The following is an 18,837-nucleotide window of genomic DNA, read 5'->3' on the forward strand; positions in this document are numbered from 1 at the left end:
AACCTGGCTTCCTACTTCCGCCAACACGGTATGTCTTTTTCTCCTGTTGTATTTGATACCTCAGACCAGACAGCTAAAGGGTTCGATGCCGGTCGTTGTGATGTGCTGACCTCTGACCAATCGCAGCTCTACGCTCTTCGCATTAAGCTTGAGAAACCTGATGACGCGATTGTTTTACCTGAAGTCATCTCTAAAGAGCCACTCGGCCCTGTTGTACGCCAAGGTGATGACCAATGGTTTAACGTTGTTAAGTGGTCTTACAATGCGATGCTGAATGCTGAAGAGCTGGGTATTACTTCAGCTAATGCAGATGAGATGCTGAAATCTAATAACCCTGAAGTCCGTGGCTTTCTGGGCCTTGAAGGACCAAAAGGAGCAGGCCTGGAGTTAAATGACGACTGGGCTTACCAAATCGTTAAACAAGTCGGAAACTACGGCGAATCTTTTGAAAACAATGTTGGTATGAACTCACCACTAAAAATAAGTCGCGGTCTTAATGCACTGTGGATAAACGGTGGTTTACAGTACGCACCACCGATGCGTTAATCATTCTTAGTCGGGTATGGGGCCTTCCTCATACCCCGCTATAATTGATTCCTGATGGGGGAGATTAACACCCCCTTCTATAGGCTCTGTGGAGAATTCAATGTCGACACCTGATCGATCAAATCAAGAGAATTCTGCAGCTCAACCCAGCAGTGGTCGTTTCTGGAATGATCCGGATAAACGCGCTCTGGTTTTCCAAGTAATACTTGTTTTAGGGCTTGCAGCCGTCTTCTTCTATATTATCAATAACACGCTAACGAACCTTGAGCAGCGTGGTATCACTACCGGTTTTGCTTTCCTCAATATGGAAGCAGGTTTCGGTATATTACAATCGTTAATTCCCTATACAGAAACGGACAGCTATGGCCGCACGTTCCTCGTCGGTTTACTGAACACTGTTCTGGTATCAATACTCGGTATAATTGCAGCGACAATATTAGGCTTTTTTCTGGGGGTTGGCCGACTATCAAAAAACTGGCTGATATCTAAAGTCTGTACTGTTTATATCGAAATATTCCGTAATATCCCGCTCTTACTGCAGATATTCTTCTGGTACTATGCCGTTCTGAGAACATTACCCAGCCCGAGACAAAGCATTGAATTTTTAGGTAGTTTTCTCAATATCCGTGGCTTATATACGCCGGAGCTTGTTGGCACCAGCGGTTTTGACGTGGTTTGGATAGCTTTTTTTGCAGGCCTTGTAGCTACGTGGTTAATGAAACGCTGGGCAGACAAACGACGTGATGATACCGGCCAGGATTTCCCTACCATGTATGCAGGTTTGGGACTTATCTTCGGCTTACCTTTAGTCGCATTCTTCATCATGGGGATGCCGTTAACCATTGAACACCCTGAGCTTAAAGGCTTTAACTTTGTGGGTGGCATGGTATTAATTCCAGAATTGATGGCCCTGTGGTTCGCTCTGACCATTTACACAGCCGCCTTTATCGCTGAGATAGTACGCGGAGGTATTCTTTCTGTGCCAAACGGCCAGTTGGAAGCAGCCAGTGCTTTAGGCCTTCCGCGTGGAAAGACTCTACGGTTTATTATTATTCCACAAGCATTGCGTGTCATTATTCCTCCGCTCACCAGTCAATATCTCAACCTGACGAAAAACTCCTCACTTGCCACAGCCATTGGTTACCCTGATCTGGTATCTGTTTTTGCCGGAACGACCCTGAACCAAACTGGCCAGGCGATTGAGGTTATTTTCATGACCATGGCGGTATACCTGACGCTCAGTATTCTGACGTCGATCTTTATGAACTGGTATAACAGCCGTAAAGCTCTGATTGAGCGATAGGTGGAGATAAACTATGAAATATGATTTAGAACCCACCCTTCCGGCCCCATCCAGTACAACGGGTGTAATCGGCTGGATGCGAAGAAACTTATTCAGCAATGCCTCAAACTCGATCGCCACACTGATTATTGGTTATTTTTTGGTAACCTTACTCGGTCCTGCCTTGCAATGGGCATTTATCGACTCGGACTGGTTTGGCGACTCACCAGCAGCCTGCACCAGCGGCGGTGCATGTTGGGCATTTATTACCTATCGCATGGATCAATTCATGTATGGGTTTTATCCAGAGACGGAATATTGGCGCATTAATATTACCTTTCTGATTTTTGCGGTGGCTATTATCTGGCTTATTACAGATAGAACCCCGTATAAAGGCTATGTCTCTATATTTGTTCTTTTCATCTATCCCGTCATCGCTTTTTACCTACTCTATGGTGGCAGCTTCGGCCTGGAGGTTGTTGAAACCCATAAATGGGGTGGCCTGAGTCTCACTCTGGTACTCGCCATTATTGGTATTGTTGCAGCGATGCCTTTCGGCATACTGCTGGCGCTAGGGCGACGCTCTAATATGCCGATCGTTAAGTCATTCTCAGTTATTTACATTGAGTTCTGGCGTGGCGTTCCGTTAATTACTGTGCTTTTCATGGCTTCAGTCATGCTTCCTTTATTTGTTCCCGAAGAAATCACTTTCGATAAGCTATTGCGAGCTCTGATCGGTATCATCTTATTCCAATCAGCCTATATGGCAGAGGTGATTCGTGGAGGCTTGCAGGCTATTCCAAAAGGCCAGTATGAAGCGGCCGACGCTTTAGGTCTCAGCTATTGGAAGTCAATGTCACTGATCATTCTTCCGCAAGCGCTCAAGCTGATGATTCCGGGTATTGTGAACACCTTTATTGCACTGTTCAAAGATACCAGTCTGGTTCTCATCATTGGTTTGTTCGATATCCTGGCGATTGTTCAAGCAGCCAATAGTGATTCGGCTTGGCTAGGGTTTTCAACGGAAGGTTATATTTTTGTTGCTTTTGTTTTCTGGGTCTTCTGTTTTGGAATGTCACGCTATAGCCAAAACCTTGAGAAGCGCCTACAAACCGGCCACAACACGCGATAAAGACGTGGAGATAATTTTATGAGTACACAAGATGCACGCGAAGTATCCGATAAATTAATGATCGAACTTCGCAATATGAATAAATGGTATGGTGACTTCCACGTTCTGAAAAATATTAACCTGGAAGTTAAAAAAGGTGAGCGAATCGTTATCTGCGGCCCTTCCGGTTCAGGAAAATCAACGATGATCCGCTGTATAAATCGTCTGGAAGAACACCAGAAAGGCGATATTATTGTTAACGGTGTAGAATTAACCAACGATCTTAAAAATATTGAAATCATACGTAAAGATGTTGGTATGGTGTTCCAGCACTTTAATCTTTTCCCTCATCTAACCGTGTTAGAAAATTGCTGTCTGGCCCCTATATGGGTGAAAAAAGAACCGCGCAAGCAAGCAGAAGCCACGGCAATGCAATACCTTGAACGCGTTAAGATACCGGAGCAAGCGCTTAAGTACCCTGGTCAGCTTTCAGGTGGGCAGCAACAACGTGTAGCGATTGCTCGTTCACTTTGTATGAACCCTGATGTTATGCTCTTTGATGAACCAACATCAGCACTCGATCCAGAGATGATCAAAGAAGTACTGGATGTCATGATTGAGTTAGCAGATGAAGGCGGTATGACCATGTTGTGCGTTACCCACGAAATGGGCTTCGCCAAAAGAGTGGCCGACCGTGTAATTTTCATGGATGCAGGGCAGATCATAGAAGAAAATGAACCGCATGAATTCTTCAACAACCCTCAACATGAACGTACTCAGCTATTCCTCAGCCAGATAATTCAGCACTGATCAGTAACTTGTATATCAAGGCGGCCAACGGGCCGCCTTTTTTATAGCCGCTAACCGTGATTAACACACCTATCTATGTTAAAAACAGCTCACATTTTTATTTTCCGAGCTTTATTCAGCGAACTTTTCAGTAAAATCAGGATTTCCGATGACACCAGAAATTTTTATCTCTCAGCTTACATCTCAACTCGCTTGCCAAGCATCTTCTCAGCAATCTTCCGAATCCATTTCGAAATCTGGCACAACCAAACCAATCGATTTTGAAGACACTATGGCCGTCATCAATGACCACTTCCATTATGTACCCACCGCGTTTACCAACGGTGTGAGTGACATAAGTGTATCCAATGAGGCGGGACAAAATGAGGGATCATGCAAGATTTTTGCTTTTGCACAAATTTTACAGCTGAGCGAAGAACAAACACTAGGCTGCTTTGGGCGATTTTATCAGGATGTAATAAACACCCCTGACGGCAATGATCACGCAAACATCCGTAACTTTATGCGTGATGGCTGGAAAGGTATTCATTTTGAAGGACAGGCGCTTAAGCGAAAGTAAACACCTGTTTTATCTCCGGCTTGCTTTCAGGCGAGTCGGTCATCTGCAACTTTATAGTGTGGATCTTCTATCAAATTCACCTCAACAAGGCTACCTGCTTTCTCAAGCAAAGCGGTGCATTCCTGGCTCAAATGGCGTAAATGCAGATTTTTACCTGCTGCAAGGTAACGCTCTGCAACCGCATCAATCGCCTCAATACCTGAGTGATCCATGACACGCGAATCCTTAAAATCGATGATCACATCGTCTGGATCACTTTTAGGTGTAAAGTTATCCCGAAAGCTTTGTGCCGAAGCAAAGAACAGTGGGCCATGTGAAAGATAAACTTTTGTTTTACCCTCATCTTCAGTCCACGTTTCAAACTCTACATGTTTAGCGTGTTTCCAGGCAAACATAAGGGCAGACATAATAACGCCCACAACAACAGCAATCGCCAGGTCACTTATGACTGTCACGACAGTCACTGTTAGCACCACCATCAAGTCAGCTTTTGGAACCTTGCCCCATAAGCGTAAACTAGCCCATTCAAAAGTCGCAATAACAACAATAAACATCACGCCAACCAAGGCAGCGACGGGAATCATTTCAATCAGACTTGCACCAACTAAGATAAAAGCCAGCAAGAAGAGAGCCGCTGATATGCCGGACGCACGTCCACGCCCCCCCGAATTGATATTGATCATACTCTGGCCAATCATGGCACAACCGCCCATTCCGCCAAAGAAGCCGGTCACAACGTTAGCAACACCCTGCCCCATACACTCTTTGTTACTCCGCCCACGGGTTTCTGTGACTTCGTCAATCAAAGTGAGTGTTAACAGCGATTCAATCAAGCCGATAGCCGCCAAAATGACCGCATAAGGAAGAATGATATAAAAAGTTTCAAACGTCAGCGGCACGCTTGGAATACTAAAGGCCGGTAAACCACCGGCAATGGTTGCATACGGATCACCGGTCATGTTGATCAAAACATCTAGTACCGTACGGGTATCCAGATCGAGGAAAATAACCAGTAACGTTACAACAAGAATAGCAGCTAATGACGAAGGAATAGCGCGGGTTAATTTGGGTAAAAAGTGGATAATAGCCATCGTCAGAACAACCAGTCCCAACATCATTCCCATTTCCCCGCTTGCTAACCAGTGCAGTTCACCGACGTCATCGGTAAACTTAAACTGTTTCATTTGTGCAAGAAAAATCACAATAGCCAGGCCATTTACAAAGCCTAACATCACCGGATGCGGTACCAGTCTAATAAACTTCCCTAAGCGGAAAACCCCCGCTAAAAGCTGAAATATTCCCATCAATACAACCGTGGCAAACAGATACTCAACCCCATGCTGAGCGACCAGACTCACCATCACGACGGCTAAGGCGCCCGTTGCACCCGAAATCATCCCTGGCCGCCCACCAATCGCAGCGGTAATCAAACCCACCATAAACGCAGCATAAAGACCCACTAAGGGCTCAACGCCGGCAACAAAGGCGAACGCTACTGCTTCAGGCACCAACGCCAAAGAGACCGTCAGTCCGGAAAGGAGATCGTTTTTCATACTTTGAGTTTTAACAACAAGTAATTGAAACATTCATAGCCTCGATTGAGTTTTTGCAAAACACACTAAATAGCTGTGAATGTTAGCAGGAAAGCATATAACTAACAGGTACATTTAATGCCCAGTTTTAGTTCTCAGACTACGCTGGCTCATCAGTTTAGCTCGCAAGTGATCCAACTCGTGTTGTGAAAGATCGAAGGCCAACTGGCGCAACTCATTACTAATATGCGCATGATAAAACGTTTGCATGCTCGCCAGATTCCGCCAGGCGGGTGGCATATCACTGATACGGCTGACCATCCCACCTGCCGGATCATCAACCATGTATTTAATAAGACCCACGCCACTCAGTAGTAACCGTGAAAGGCACATAGGGCAGGGCTCAAGAGACACCAGCAATTTTAATTGGTCAGCAGGGTATTGATTCCTGAAATCCGCTTCATACGCATCGATGATCCGCATCTCGGCATGCCCTGCTGAACAAAACTGTTCTGAAAAAACCTGATTATGCGCTTCAACCAATACATTACCTGACGCATCTGACAACACCGCAGCCACCCCGTAATTACCGCACTGCAATGCTTTAAGTGCCAACTGACAACAACGCAAACCCACGGCATCATCCCTATACTCAGGGTTAAGTACATAATCATTAACACGTTGTACCAATGCAGAGAGTTTCATAGCGGATAACTCCTCAGTTGATGACCATTACTGGATGGCCGGTTTTTGTCACCAGTGCTCACCTTAAGGCCTGAATGCTTAAGGCCATAATGACAATTGCTGTAGCGCTTCTGCTTCCCTGTTATCAAGGCGAAAACCCAAGCCCAGCAGCCTGACGGGTTTGTTACCCCTTTGGTATCCTTGTTTCATTAGTCCTGAATATAATGACTCATCATGAACAGTGGTACGATGCTCAATTGTCGTTTGAGTAAAATCATTAAACTTGAGTTTAACAAATATTCCCTGAATGGCACGGCCTCCTTGCAGCTGGCTAAAGCGCCGTTGCAATTCCAGATACAGCTCAGGGATGTGGGAGAGACTTTCTTCTATTGTTTTTAAGTCCTTAGAAAACGTGTGCTCGACACTGATCGATTTTCTTACTCGTTGAGTGACAACTGCTCTATTATCCACCCCACGACTGAGCTCAAATAAGCGTTCTCCGAAACGGCCAAAATGCTCTGCCAAATGTTCTCTGCTTAATTTTTTTAAATCAGCACAGGTGGTAACACCCATTAATTCAAGCTTTTCTGCTGTTTTGCTGCCCACACCATGAAGTTTTTTAACCGCCAGGTTTTCAACAAACTCTTCTACCTGATCAGGCCGAATAACACACAAACCATCTGGTTTATTCCAATCACTCGCCACCTTTGCTAAAAATTTATTCGGTGCAACACCTGCGGAAATAGTAATACCCGTCACTTCAGATACCCTGCACCTCAACATTTCAGCTATGCGGGTAGCACTCCCCTGAAATAGCTCACTATCAGACACATCCAGATACGCTTCGTCTAACGACAGTGGCTCAATAATATCGGTAACCTCTCGATAAATTTGCATGATCTGCCGTGAAACCAGCCGATATTTTTCCATTTGCCCCGGTATAACGGTTAGCGTGGGGCAGAGCTTTAATGCATAAGCTGTCGCCATAGCAGAACGCACACCAAACGCTCTGGCTTTATAATTACAGGTTGCGATCACCCCTCGTCTATCCGACCGTCCGCCAACCGCCAACGGAATATCACGATATTCCGGGTTATCTCGCATCTCCACAGCTGCAAAAAAACAGTCGCAATCACAATGAATAATTTTTCGCATAACAAAACCAAAAAACTGTATATAAATCCAGTATAACTAACAATTTCATCACAGCCTAGCTGCCAGCACCTTCTGTTAATCACCACTGCAACTGCTTTGATATACCGGCAACGTCACACGTTTGTCATTTTTTCGTCAATTCTTTGCCACATAACTGCCATATTCTTCATAACAAATCAGTTTCACAACAGGACTACATAGTGATTAACGTAGAACAGGTATTAACTCAACAATACCCTGCTTTTTCTGAAAAACCGGCGTCCTTTCGTCGCTCTGCTATTTTTTGCTTACGCCACTTGGTGCATGAAAATGAGATCAATCACTTTCTTACTGAAAATAATGGAGCAACAGGTTTTGAGTTCGTCGATAAAGTTCTGGACTATTTCAACTTCAGCTACAGCCTCAGCCATAATGACCGGATGAATATCCCATCCTCGGGAAGAGTCGTTATTATTGCTAACCACCCCTTAGGCGCATTAGATGGGCTGGCACTATTAAAACTGGTAGGAGAGGTTCGTCGCGACGTACGTATTATCGCTAATGATGTCCTGAACAATGTTGAGCAATTAAGCAGTCTGTTTTTACCTGTCGATAATCTGGGCAGGAGCACTCGTAAGCGGGATATTGAACGCATCGTCAACTCACTCAAAAAAGAAGAAGCAGTCATTGTTTTTCCAGCCGGTGAAGTGTCACGAGCAGGCATGACGGGTATTAAAGACGGCAAATGGAATAGCGGTTTCCTGCGTTTTGCCCGTAAAGCAAACGCTCCGATTTTACCCATTTATCTGGGCGGCAAGAATTCATCTCTATTTTACGGTATGTCATACATCAATAAGTCTTTATCCGCCCTGCTCCTGGCCAGAGAGATGTTTAATAAAAAATCGGTCACCATTCCGGTACGTATTGGCCAAGCTATCCCTTTCAGTCATATCGAAGCCGTTCCACTTTCAACGTCTGAAAAAACAAAATTACTGCGTAAACATCTTTATCGTATCGCTAAACGTAAAAGTCCATTATTTGTTACCGAAAAAACCATAGCTCATCCTCAAGACAGACGCGCACTGAAGCAAGAATTGAAAGAAGCGGAATTGCTCGGTGAAACCGCCGACGGTAAAAAGATATACTTGTTTGATTACCAATCAGACTCTGTAGTGATGCAGGAAGTTGGGCGGCTGCGTGAGATCTCCTTTCGCTGTGTCGGCGAAGGCACCGGCGAAAACAAAGATTTAGATAATTATGATCGCTATTATCGTCACCTCATTCTGTGGGACGAAGATGACCTCGAAATCGCCGGTGCCTACCGGCTGGCAGAGGCACATAAACTAATCCACGACGAACACTGCCCCCTGTACAGTGAAACATTGTTCCAATACAGCGACACGATGAAACCCTATTTTGAACAAGGTATAGAGTTAGGCAGAAGTTTTGTTCAACCTCGCTATTGGGGCCGACGCAGCCTCGATTACCTCTGGTACGGCATTGGCGCCTATTTGAAAAATCATCCGGAAGTTCGCTATATGTTCGGACCTGTCAGCCTAAGCAACAGCTATCCAAAACCAGCTAAAGATATGCTGATCTGGTTTTATCAACATTATTTTTTGAATGAGAGTCAGTTAGCAAAAGCAAAAATGCCTTACAGACTATCCCATGATGAAAACACTAGCATACGTGCGTTATTTAGCGGCAAAGACTATAAAGCTGATTTTAAAATACTCAAAGAACAGCTTGATTACATGGGTGTATCCGTCCCTACTCTGTATAAGCAATACAGCGAACTCTGCACACCTGGAGGGGTTTGTTTTATGGATTTCAGCGTTGACGCTGATTTCAACTATTGTGTTGATGGTTTAGTTATGGTCGATATGCACTACGTCAAAGAAAACAAATATCAACGTTACGTAGGAATACAAAAACCAGCATAACTCAATGGATACCCCCACAATAAAGCGCTTCCCTATGGCTGATTGTCACTATATTCTGTTATGACAATTTAGCCATTGAGTACGCTATGAGTCCTGTTGTTATCATCATTTTAGGAACCCTGCTGATAGCAGGAATGTTGTGGATGAAAACAGTACCGGCACATCGCAGAGGTGCTGTTGCTTTTAAAATACTGATTCTTTTATTAGTAGCTATCATCGTAATTCTGACAGTTACCGGGCGCCTTCCCTGGATGGGAGCCTTAGTAGCCGGCTTCTTCCTGCTATTGAAAAAATACAGCGCCGTGTTAAGGGCAATCCCTTTTTTACGCTATATATTTGGTAATCGAAAAACAGCAAACACCCAGAAAAACAGCAGCAGCGGCTTTCAGATGACCCGGCAGGACGCGTTGAAAATTCTTGGTTTAGAGGAGGGCTGTACCTCAGAAGAGGTTATCAGGGCACACCGAAAACTCATGCAAAAGCTTCACCCTGATCACGGTGGTAATAGTTTCCTGGCCGCTCAAATTAATGAAGCCAGAGCATTGCTGTTAAAAGAATAACTATTCGGAACGCTTTAACTCAAAGCTCGCCCGCCCAAATTCAGGCGAAAATCCTTGCTGAACAAAACCGCCGGAGCGAGTCCGCTTAAACAGTAGAAAAGACTCCTGCTCCCGACCATCCTGCTGAGTAAAATGCAGTACCAATTTGTCGTTACTCTTCCACTGCCACTCTCCCTGCATCACAATAAGCGATTGCCCATTACGATAGTCCAGCAGCATATTGGCAACATTGTCTGTTAACAAATCAAGAACAACAAACGCCTCATCTTTACTTAATTCGTTACTATATCGTCCCAGCAAGGCACGATTTGTCAAATCACCGCGGCGCGCGCATCCATAAAAGAGATCACCGTCCAATGATAACTCAGCACTCCACCGATACCAGACATTCCCAACCCCCTTACAGGACTGATCCCGAACGACTAACCGAAATGAATGAGACTGGCCTCTGACGCTTTTAAGATCGCCCTGCCAAACGCCTTGTTGCCCCTCAAACTCATCAACAGAAAAACGTAAAGTGCGCAGGTTTTCATAAGACTGGATACGCACGCTATCCGTTAAAATATCGGTCAGCCATGAGGGCTCACTACCTTCAGCACGAAAACGGATACCCGACAGATCTACCCGGCACATCTGACTACCTCCGCCGGCGAGCATAACATCATCGACACGCCACACCAGATCAGTGCCCTGCTCTGCTTGCATTTCCATATAAACCGGAATGCCAACGCCGCGAAACTGCTCTGTAAACCTTTTAGCCAGCAGCCCTCGCGCATCATGCAACTTACGCCTTTCCTGACTAAAGCAAGGGGTCATAACATAGCCAGCGGCCTCTTTACTAACAATCCCTCTGACAAATTCAACCTGATCATTAGCGGGTTTAATTCCCAAAGAATCAACACAGCCGGAAAGAACAGTCGATACTAAAATAAAAAAAACAGAAAACTTATTTATCCTCTGCATAGTTGACGAAACCCTTTCTATGTACCATAAGTAAACTGTAAACATATAAAATGTATACTCACCGTAATTACCTCAGGACAGCATATTAATGGCAAGACCAGCAGAATTTGATAGAAGCGAAGTTCTCATCAAAGCCATGGACGTGTTTTGGAGAACGGGGTATACCGCCACATCTGTGACTGATCTTGTCAATGCGACCCATCTTAAACCCGGCTCTTTATACGGCGCCTTTAAGAGCAAGCGGGGTTTGTTTCTTGAGGTTATCGATATTTACGCGAATCGCAGCTTAACACGCATCAGCGAATGCATGGAACAATCAGATTCAGATTCCTCGATCGATGCTATCAGCAATTTTTTCCTGCGTTTTTGTCAGGACATTGAATGTGACAAAATCGGCAAAGGCTGCCTCATGGTAAATACCATGCTGGAACTAGCCACTGAAGATGATGAAATACGTGAAAAAATCACTCAATACCTCAATCGTATTGAGCATTGCTTTTATATTTCACTTGAAAACAGTCGCTTAAAAGGTGATCTCAAAACAGATACCGATTGCGATAGTCTGGCCAAAATGCTGATGACCGGCATATGGGGATTACGTGTAATGAGCACGACACGACCTGACCCCATGATATATTCAGGCATTGTCAGCCATCTGCTGTCTTCTCTGCATCAAGCGAGAGCCTAGCTGACTGCCGGACTTAACAACACGGGTCTGGTGCGGCCAAGCCCGACGCAGAAAACGCTTTACCTTCGCCGCCGGAATCTTTTTATAATTTCCTGATGGATTGAAAATAACGCTATGCCCTCCTTCCACAAGGGCGGGACGCCTGTTCAGCAATCTGTGCGTTACCCGGCCTCAATGAGGAACCGCCCGCACAAGGCCTGAAAAATCTAGCGCATTTCGAACAACTCCTGATGAAACCTCTCCTCAGCCATCCCGTTAGCAATAAGATCCTGCCGAAAACTCTGGCCAAAAGCTGAGGGGCCACAAAACCAGACGCTGGCATACTGCCATTCGGGAACACTTTCACGAATACGCTGACCGTTAAGACGCCCGTCTTTAGCACTGACCAGAATATGCAGATTAACACCGGCGGCTTTTGCATCCGCTTTGAGCTTCGTAATCGCCTTATCAGATAACTCCGCCGTTGGGTGGAACAGATCCACATGCTGCTTGCCAGGTGTGACTGCTAACTGCTTCATTCTGGCTACAAAAGGCGTTATACCAATACCTGCCCCGATCCATATCTGGCGCGGCTGCGCATCACTGAAATCAAAGCATCCATAGGGCCCCTCCACGGTAACGGGTGTACCGACTTTAAGGTACTCACGTAAAGTTTTTGTATGATCGCCCAACTCTTTAGTAATAAATACAATCTGCTGATTCACAGAATCCCAAGCGGAAGCGATAGTATAAGGATGCGCGCCTTCATGCCGTTTAGATGAAACAAAAGCAAATTGTCCCGCCTTATGACCACTCCATCCCTTTTCTAAATTGATGGCTGTTTCCAATACCTGTAACTCAGGATAATATTCGATCGAAGCCACGGCTCCACGAACCTTGCGTGAGACACCAACCTGATTAAACAACACCAACGCAGCGGCATAACAGCCCACTAACATAAACAGCCCCAGCACTATACCGACAGGTTGCATCCAGTAAGCAAAATCCATCAACACCACAGAGTGGCAAACCAGCAGCAGATAAACAGGCGCCATCAACTTATGCGTTTTTTGGAAAAGCCGGTAGGGTACCCATTTAATCAATGCTAACAAGATTAATAGCGCCGCCGCATAAAAAGTCCATTCGCCGACCGACTCCGCCAGCCCTCGCAAAGAACGCAACGTCGTTTCTAACCAGCTCAATGTTTCTTCAGGACGTCGACCCCGGTCAGGTTTACTCAACCAACCCCAGCCCACCATCCACTTTGTGCCTTTAGCGAACCACCAGTGCAGTACAGCAAACAGCAGCGCACTAATGCCGAGCCACTTATGCAGCCGATACATTTTATCCAGCCCGTTAAGGTATGGCTCAAGTATCACCGGACGCAGAGCAAGCAGCATTGCGATGCTCATTACACCCACCGCCAGCACACCACTATATTGAACGAATACCGCCCTGAAAGAGAAATAGGTCAGCGGTGGAGGGAAAAAAGTATCTGCCATCATCCACAGACCAGTCAGCAATAATAACGAAGCAAGCAAGGTCAATTTAATGGGTTTCATCGTACCGTCCTTATTTTAAAACGAATAAGATGATACGCCTGACTGGCATGTCCATATAAGTAGATAAAATGTAAAGTTTTTTAAAGTTTGAATAGATGATGCCTGAGTTTATTGACGAGAAGATACCCAGCGAAAACCTAGCGGCAACCTGAACAACTGCAAAAACCTCTTCCCTGCTCAGAGCAAGCCGTGTGCGCTTCAGCGCCCGCTGCACAGCAGTACTTCATATGCCCGCGCCCTTCATCAACACGCTTGAATAGAGGTTATCTATAAACGTGCCTTGTTGGACTTCCTAAAAAAGTCTCCGATAAGAGACGCTGTATCTATCTGTTTTATAAGGACTATTTATCTAAAAACAAGCAACAGACTTTTATTAGAGACACTTTTTTACTATGCATTAACAATAATCGCGAAAAAAGTGAAAAATATAAACTAACATATTGAAATATATAGATTTAAAAATACGGGCATGAAAATTGATAAAGGTTTCACAGGAACATCATTTTTCAATGGAGATTTTTCAATGCGTTTATTACTGGCACTCACATTATCAATATTAATCAGCATACCTCTGGCAGTTGCAACCACCCAATCATCAGATGCAGACGTAAGTGAGTATCTTAATCCAGAAACCATTATGTTAAACCTTGATAATGATAAAGATGGACGTCTCAATTATCTGGAAGCTATGGCAGAGACAGAAATTGCTGATCGCTTCATGCAATTGGATCTTGATCAAAATGGCTTACTCAGCATGAATGAGCTAAATGCACCTAAAAAAATGAATTCCAGCCAGTTGAAAATATTACTAACCTTTGCTTCGCTTCAAACCATCTGAATAACATTCAAATCAAAAAATATCAGTTCAATAGAAGCGAAAAAAGCAATTTTCCCACATTACACTTAACCTAAAGCGTAAAAGTAAGGATAATCAACTCATCATTCGAAAAAGAGAATAAGGCAATATGATACTGTCCTCCTGGGTTTGGCAGCCGCGTTCCTTGAGACAATTGGTATTCATTGCCTTTTTTCTGATCATTAGTCCTATTGGTTATATGCTGTATAAAACCAGCAACGTGCTTGAAAACCAGCTGCAAGAAAGTTATCACCAGACTCATATGGCACTGCAACTCAGCCAGCAAAACAATATGTTTGAACGCTTAGCTGAAGATATTGTGCGCTCAGCCACTCAATTCCGCATTGTTGAACTTCCTGCAATTAAAGAACGTCTGGATGAGCAGATTGAAAATTTTAACAACCAGTTATCCATTCAAATGTTCCTCTCCGAACAGAGTCAACATAGACAGCGTTTTGAGAAGCTTTTTTTAGCCGTTCAAACCAATCCTTTAGATGAAAGCATTGATACGTTGCCGCAACTAGCCCGCGATCAGGCAGAAGAAAGCTATAAAAAAATGGAAGCTGAGCTGAAGAGTCTGCAAGAAAAGGCACGCCTCAACCGGCAAGCGCTCTGGTGGCAAACCTCGTTACTGGTGTTAGCCACTCTGGGATTAATGCTGTTTTTCTCAACAGCTATTACCCGACCTATCGCTGAACTCATCAGCCGTATTCAGGCCATCGGACGCCGCGAGGACTTACCGGCCGCCCCTATTCGCGGACCGATGGAAATTGTGACACTGAATAATAAAATTCACTGGCTAGATCAACATCTGCAACAATTAGAGCAAATGAAGCTTAACTTCATTCAACACATATCCCATGAACTGAAAACGCCTTTAACCACACTTCGCGAAGGCGCTGATTTACTTGCTGAAGAGGTACCAGGGGTACTCAATAAACAACAGCACCATGTCGTCTCTCTCATTCAGACGAGTAGTATCAATTTACAAACTCTGATCGAGCAATTACTGGACTATAACCGACTTCAACAATCACACCAGATAGAATTACAGCCTGTAGATATACATAAAGCCATCATGAAAGCGGTGACACCTTTACAGCTGATAATCTCAGAAAAGTCGATACAATTGACACTTCCACAAACCTCACATGTGATTCAATCAGATCCGGGAATGTTACATCGCATACTCGGCAACCTAGTGTCCAATGCCATCTACTATAGTAGTCAAAATGGACATGTCATAATTGCTGCCCGCATCTCAGGTAAGAAACTGATACTCGATGTAGAAAATAACGGATCGGCTATCCCCTCTGACGACGCAGATAAGCTATTTGAACCTTTTTATCAAGGCAAAAAAAGACGTACCGGTCCTTTAAAAGGCACAGGGATAGGTTTAAGCATTGCAATGGAGGCTAGCAAGGCAATGCATGGTAAACTTACATTACATACCAACAAAGAGGGTAAAATAGTTTTTCGCCTGTGTTTACCCTTAGAACCTATATAACCTAGTTGCCTATTTGAAGTAAGCTACCTATATGACTAAACGATCTGTACTAATTATCATTATTCCTGCTCTCTTGTTAGGAGGTTGCCAATCAGTTCCTAACCTACAGAAGCTGACAGAAGTCTTGCCAGCAAACTGTTTTTTACCCGAGAAATCGGTTAGCCAGTTTCTTAAAGATCAGCATATCTACAGTACTGCGGACTCAGCCACGCGTAAGAAGATGCTGAATGCGACAAAAGATAGTCCTGAACGGCTAGCAAATTTACTCAGCACTCCGGGCAATGATCAGGCGTCACTTGAGAAATCATTAACCATATTTAATCAACTACCTTTACTACCAAACGAATCATGCACGGCCGATCGTTACCTTTATCTGAGGTTAAGGCAAACTCAGGCACACTTAACCGTTATTGAAGAGTTACGCTCGGTGACCGCCAAGCTGGATATAGCAAAGGGTACAATTGAAACCCAGCAGCAACAAATTGACGCTCTCACTCAGATTGAACAAGCCATCACCCGTCAACGTGAGGAACCCTAAATCATGACCCACTATTCACGCATTCTTCTTGTTGATGACGACAGTGGTGTTTTATCGGTGTTATCAATGCGGCTGGAAGCCTCTGGATATCAGGTTCTGACAGCCCCAAGCGGTGAAGAAGCGCTGCGACTGCTCCCGACCGAAAGTGTAGATCTGGTATTAACTGATCTGTGCATGGACGAGATGGATGGACTCACGCTGTTTAAACATGTGCAGCAGAACTGGCCAGGCTTACCTGTGATTATTATCACAGCACATGGATCTATTCCTGAGGCTGTCACGGCAACTCAGCAAGGTGTTTTCGGCTTTCTGACTAAACCTATCGATAAAGTTCAACTACTCGATACGGTTAAAGCAGCATTGGTCTCTGCTGAACGGCGCAGAAATACAAAATGGCGTGACAACATCATTACAAAAAGCCCTGTTATGCTGCACTTGTTAGATCAAGCACACCGCGTTGCCGAATCCGATGTCAGTGTTTTAATTACCGGTCCCAGCGGCAGTGGTAAAGAGCTGATGGCGCGCTCTATTCATCAGGCCAGTCGTCGTGAAAAACGTAAATTTGTTGCGATCAATTGCGGCGCACTCCCTGAACAGTTACTTGAATCAGAGCTCTTCGGGCATACTAAAGGCGCTTTCACCGGCGCTATTTCCAATCATATTGGTCTTTTTCAGGCAGCTCATGGCGGCACACTCTTTCTTGACGAAATTGGAGATATGCCACAACCGTTGCAGGTAAAATTACTCCGGGTATTACAAGAACGGGTCATCCGTCCGGTAGGTTCCGTCGAAAACATCGAAATTGACGTACGCGTTATTTCAGCAACGCACCGTAATCTTGATCAAGCCATGCAAAACGAAGACTTTCGTGAGGATCTCTACTACCGCTTAAACGTTGTTAACATCGAGTTACCTCCGTTACGTGATCGCCCAGAAGATATTCCTGTACTTGCCCGACACTTCCTGTCAAAAGCAACACAACAACATAACCGAAAAGTACGCAATATTTCACCAGGAGCCCTGCACCTGCTCGCACAGGCGGCGTGGCCCGGAAATGTACGGCAACTTCAGAATGTTATAGAAAAAGTGGTCGCACTTAGCGCCAGTCCGGTTATTTCTGAAGGCCTGGTGGCTAATGCCTTGTCGAATCAGGATCTGGTTATCCCTTCTTTCAACGAGGCTCGGGCTGATTTTGAAAAGCGCTATCTGATTAAATTAATGCAGGTAACCGAAGGCAATGTGACCCACGCCGCACGCATAGCGCAAAGAAACAGAACCGATTTCTATAAACTGCTGAACCGACACAGTATTGAAGCAGCAGAATTCAAACCGTCGGCCAAACCGACTGTAGAAAACGATGGACAAAAAACCCGTAATGCCAGCTAGGTTGTTAGCGACTTATATCCGCAAATCCTGCAGATGTCAGCATGGCCAAATCGCCTGCTGACATTTCTAACTCCAGCCCTCTCTTGCCCGCACTGAAATAAATTGTCGCAAAATGTCTGGCCGTTTCATCAATAATGGTCGGCAGTGCTCTTTTCTGACCCAGCGGACTTATACCCCCAACGATATATCCACTGCTGCGCTCAGCCGCCGGCGCCTCTGCCATCACTACTTTTTTCACCTGTAAGGCAACCGCCATTGCTTTAAGATTCAACTGTCCGCTGACGGGAACGACCGCCACAGCCAGTTTCTTCTGATTCCCTTCCATTGCTACCATTAACGTTTTGAAAACCCGGGCAGGTTCTTGCTGCAGCAGGACAGCAGCTTCTTCGCCGTAAGATGCACTACCAGGATTATGTGCATATTCATGTAAAACATAGCTTTTCTTCGCTCGTTTGACCGAATTCACGGCGGGCGTCATGATTTTCTGCTCCATTGGGATGCGGGTTTTTGCGGCGGCTCTCTTAATGGTTGCAGCAGATATTCCAATCCATTTACTTTTATTTCATACAAGGTACGCATCAGCTCACCTAACTCTCCTGCCGGGAAACCTTTTTTCTCAAACCAGCAGACATATGGCTCCGGCAAATCAACCAGAACTCTTCCCGCATATTTACCAAAGGGCATTTTCATTGTGGCCAGTTTTTTAAGCTGCTGAGGCTGAAAAGATATCATAAGAAGTTTCGTTGCCATCTGTCAGGTTTACGTACAAAATCACGCTTTTTATTTAATGTCATATATTGTCATGAAGAATACCGAGCAACTTATCAGCAAAGCAATCACTTTGCTGAATCAGGGCAAAAGCGAACGCGCCAGACTGATCTGTAATAAGATTGTGCTTGAAGCGCCTCTTCATTATCAGGCACAACTACTGTTAGGCGTCATAGCCCTCAGTAAACAAGAAAACGCATTGGCTGAAAAGCATTTAGGCATCGCTTGTGATGCAGCCACCAGCAAACACAGCAAAGCACAGGCACTCAACAATCTGTCACTGTCATTAATCAGCCAACAGCGACTATCAGAAGCGTTGACAGCCATTAACGACGCGATTCAACTTAAACCACAACCGCTATTTTACTGCAACCGAGCGAATATCTTTGAGCAATTGTCTCGCTGGCCTGAAATGCAGCAGGACCTGAT

Annotated in this window: 19 protein-coding genes and 1 pseudogene; 13 read left to right on the forward strand and 7 right to left on the reverse strand. The window is 44.9% G+C overall.

The window, feature by feature from the left end; all coding sequences use genetic code 11:
* The 5 genes and pseudogenes from ABY436_RS12995 to ABY436_RS13015 form a co-directional block, all read left to right on the forward strand.
* Positions 1-546, forward strand: a pseudogene (locus tag ABY436_RS12995) (amino acid ABC transporter substrate-binding protein); the annotation flags it as partial.
* Positions 547-646: 100 nt separating this feature from the next.
* Positions 647-1,849 carry an amino acid ABC transporter permease gene (locus ABY436_RS13000; RefSeq protein WP_372739390.1) on the forward strand — a complete coding sequence of 401 codons (1,203 nt, stop codon included), beginning with the start codon at positions 647-649 and terminating at the stop codon, positions 1,847-1,849.
* Between the two features lie 13 nt (positions 1,850-1,862).
* A complete protein-coding gene (locus ABY436_RS13005) occupies positions 1,863-2,960 on the forward strand; it encodes an amino acid ABC transporter permease (protein ID WP_372739391.1) in 1,098 nt (365 codons plus the stop codon).
* Between the two features lie 18 nt (positions 2,961-2,978).
* A complete protein-coding gene (locus ABY436_RS13010) occupies positions 2,979-3,749 on the forward strand; it encodes an amino acid ABC transporter ATP-binding protein (RefSeq protein WP_372739392.1) in 771 nt (256 codons plus the stop codon).
* A gap of 148 nt (positions 3,750-3,897) precedes the next feature.
* Entirely contained in the window at positions 3,898-4,308 is a 411-nt protein-coding gene (locus ABY436_RS13015) for a HopJ type III effector protein (protein ID WP_372739393.1), read from the forward strand.
* A 26-nt stretch (positions 4,309-4,334) separates the two neighbouring features.
* On the opposite strand, the gene ABY436_RS13020 is transcribed toward ABY436_RS13015, so the two are convergent.
* From ABY436_RS13020 to dinB, 3 genes are all read right to left on the reverse strand, one after another.
* Entirely contained in the window at positions 4,335-5,894 is a 1,560-nt protein-coding gene (locus ABY436_RS13020; protein ID WP_372739394.1) for a SulP family inorganic anion transporter, read from the reverse strand.
* Between the two features lie 81 nt (positions 5,895-5,975).
* Entirely contained in the window at positions 5,976-6,545 is a 570-nt protein-coding gene (locus tag ABY436_RS13025; RefSeq protein ID WP_372739395.1) for a nucleoside deaminase, read from the reverse strand.
* A gap of 78 nt (positions 6,546-6,623) precedes the next feature.
* A complete protein-coding gene (gene dinB / locus ABY436_RS13030) occupies positions 6,624-7,679 on the reverse strand; it encodes a DNA polymerase IV (protein ID WP_372739396.1) in 1,056 nt (351 codons plus the stop codon).
* 200 nt (positions 7,680-7,879) lie between these two features.
* Here dinB and ABY436_RS13035 point away from each other — a divergent pair, with 200 nt between their 5' ends.
* Complete coding sequence (locus ABY436_RS13035) at positions 7,880-9,601, forward strand: GNAT family N-acyltransferase (RefSeq protein ID WP_372739397.1); 1,722 nt, start codon at positions 7,880-7,882, stop codon at positions 9,599-9,601.
* 86 nt (positions 9,602-9,687) lie between these two features.
* Entirely contained in the window at positions 9,688-10,161 is a 474-nt protein-coding gene (locus tag ABY436_RS13040; RefSeq protein ID WP_090725674.1) for a hypothetical protein, read from the forward strand.
* Here ABY436_RS13040 and ABY436_RS13045 read toward each other — a convergent pair whose 3' ends face one another.
* Positions 10,162-11,124, reverse strand: a complete 963-nt coding sequence (locus tag ABY436_RS13045) for a hypothetical protein (RefSeq protein WP_372739398.1) — start codon at positions 11,122-11,124, stop codon at positions 10,162-10,164. It abuts the gene before it with no gap.
* Positions 11,125-11,212: 88 nt separating this feature from the next.
* Between ABY436_RS13045 and ABY436_RS13050 the strand changes: the two genes are divergently transcribed.
* The gene (locus ABY436_RS13050; protein WP_372739399.1) at positions 11,213-11,812 is read left to right on the forward strand and encodes a TetR/AcrR family transcriptional regulator; all 600 of its coding nucleotides are present in this window, start codon (positions 11,213-11,215) and stop codon (positions 11,810-11,812) included.
* Positions 11,813-12,018: 206 nt separating this feature from the next.
* Here ABY436_RS13050 and ABY436_RS13055 read toward each other — a convergent pair whose 3' ends face one another.
* The gene (locus ABY436_RS13055; protein WP_372739400.1) at positions 12,019-13,353 is read right to left on the reverse strand and encodes a ferric reductase-like transmembrane domain-containing protein; all 1,335 of its coding nucleotides are present in this window, start codon (positions 13,351-13,353) and stop codon (positions 12,019-12,021) included.
* A 469-nt stretch (positions 13,354-13,822) separates the two neighbouring features.
* On the opposite strand from ABY436_RS13055, the gene ABY436_RS13060 reads away from it, so the two are divergent.
* The 4 genes from ABY436_RS13060 to ABY436_RS13075 all read left to right on the forward strand — a co-directional run bounded on the left by ABY436_RS13060 (position 13,823) and on the right by ABY436_RS13075 (position 17,640).
* Positions 13,823-14,191 carry a hypothetical protein gene (locus ABY436_RS13060; protein ID WP_372739401.1) on the forward strand — a complete coding sequence of 123 codons (369 nt, stop codon included), beginning with the start codon at positions 13,823-13,825 and terminating at the stop codon, positions 14,189-14,191.
* Between the two features lie 163 nt (positions 14,192-14,354).
* Positions 14,355-15,716 carry a sensor histidine kinase gene (locus tag ABY436_RS13065; protein WP_372739402.1) on the forward strand — a complete coding sequence of 454 codons (1,362 nt, stop codon included), beginning with the start codon at positions 14,355-14,357 and terminating at the stop codon, positions 15,714-15,716.
* Positions 15,717-15,747: 31 nt separating this feature from the next.
* The gene (locus tag ABY436_RS13070; RefSeq protein ID WP_372739403.1) at positions 15,748-16,254 is read left to right on the forward strand and encodes a hypothetical protein; all 507 of its coding nucleotides are present in this window, start codon (positions 15,748-15,750) and stop codon (positions 16,252-16,254) included.
* A gap of 3 nt (positions 16,255-16,257) precedes the next feature.
* On the forward strand, positions 16,258-17,640 hold the full coding sequence (locus ABY436_RS13075) for a sigma 54-interacting transcriptional regulator (RefSeq protein WP_372739404.1): 1,383 nt from the start codon (positions 16,258-16,260) through the stop codon (positions 17,638-17,640).
* Positions 17,641-17,644: 4 nt separating this feature from the next.
* On the opposite strand, the gene ybaK is transcribed toward ABY436_RS13075, so the two are convergent.
* Together ybaK and ABY436_RS13085 are read right to left on the reverse strand one after the other, a co-directional pair.
* Positions 17,645-18,118 carry a Cys-tRNA(Pro) deacylase gene (gene ybaK, locus ABY436_RS13080; RefSeq protein ID WP_372739405.1) on the reverse strand — a complete coding sequence of 158 codons (474 nt, stop codon included), beginning with the start codon at positions 18,116-18,118 and terminating at the stop codon, positions 17,645-17,647.
* Positions 18,115-18,372, reverse strand: coding sequence for a DUF3820 family protein (locus tag ABY436_RS13085; RefSeq protein ID WP_372739406.1), 258 nt, complete (start codon positions 18,370-18,372; stop codon positions 18,115-18,117). Before ABY436_RS13085 ends, ybaK begins: the two co-directional genes overlap by 4 nt.
* A gap of 55 nt (positions 18,373-18,427) precedes the next feature.
* Between ABY436_RS13085 and ABY436_RS13090 the strand changes: the two genes are divergently transcribed.
* A partial coding sequence (locus ABY436_RS13090) for a tetratricopeptide repeat protein (protein ID WP_372739407.1) occupies positions 18,428-18,837 on the forward strand: 410 nt, incomplete at its 3' end.

It is taken from the genome of Neptunomonas sp. (assembly GCF_041601355.1).
Taxonomy (GTDB): Bacteria; Pseudomonadota; Gammaproteobacteria; order Pseudomonadales; family Balneatricaceae; genus Neptunomonas.

Bases quoted from the DNA above. Each gene is read 5' to 3' on its own strand.
- ABY436_RS13000 (WP_372739390.1), top strand. From the start codon at position 647: ATGTCGACACCTGATCGATCAAATCAAGAGAATTCTGCAGCTCAACCC.
- ABY436_RS13005 (WP_372739391.1), top strand. From the start codon at position 1,863: ATGAAATATGATTTAGAACCCACCCTTCCGGCCCCATCCAGTACAACG.
- ABY436_RS13010 (WP_372739392.1), top strand. From the start codon at position 2,979: ATGAGTACACAAGATGCACGCGAAGTATCCGATAAATTAATGATCGAA.
- ABY436_RS13015 (WP_372739393.1), top strand. From the start codon at position 3,898: ATGACACCAGAAATTTTTATCTCTCAGCTTACATCTCAACTCGCTTGC.
- ABY436_RS13020 (WP_372739394.1), bottom strand. From the start codon at position 5,894: ATGTTTCAATTACTTGTTGTTAAAACTCAAAGTATGAAAAACGATCTC.
- ABY436_RS13025 (WP_372739395.1), bottom strand. From the start codon at position 6,545: ATGAAACTCTCTGCATTGGTACAACGTGTTAATGATTATGTACTTAAC.
- dinB (WP_372739396.1), bottom strand. From the start codon at position 7,679: ATGCGAAAAATTATTCATTGTGATTGCGACTGTTTTTTTGCAGCTGTG.
- ABY436_RS13040 (WP_090725674.1), top strand. From the start codon at position 9,688: ATGAGTCCTGTTGTTATCATCATTTTAGGAACCCTGCTGATAGCAGGA.
- ABY436_RS13045 (WP_372739398.1), bottom strand. From the start codon at position 11,124: ATGCAGAGGATAAATAAGTTTTCTGTTTTTTTTATTTTAGTATCGACT.
- ABY436_RS13050 (WP_372739399.1), top strand. From the start codon at position 11,213: ATGGCAAGACCAGCAGAATTTGATAGAAGCGAAGTTCTCATCAAAGCC.
- ABY436_RS13055 (WP_372739400.1), bottom strand. From the start codon at position 13,353: ATGAAACCCATTAAATTGACCTTGCTTGCTTCGTTATTATTGCTGACT.
- ABY436_RS13060 (WP_372739401.1), top strand. From the start codon at position 13,823: ATGAAAATTGATAAAGGTTTCACAGGAACATCATTTTTCAATGGAGAT.
- ABY436_RS13070 (WP_372739403.1), top strand. From the start codon at position 15,748: ATGACTAAACGATCTGTACTAATTATCATTATTCCTGCTCTCTTGTTA.
- ABY436_RS13075 (WP_372739404.1), top strand. From the start codon at position 16,258: ATGACCCACTATTCACGCATTCTTCTTGTTGATGACGACAGTGGTGTT.
- ybaK (WP_372739405.1), bottom strand. From the start codon at position 18,118: ATGACGCCCGCCGTGAATTCGGTCAAACGAGCGAAGAAAAGCTATGTT.
- ABY436_RS13085 (WP_372739406.1), bottom strand. From the start codon at position 18,372: ATGATATCTTTTCAGCCTCAGCAGCTTAAAAAACTGGCCACAATGAAA.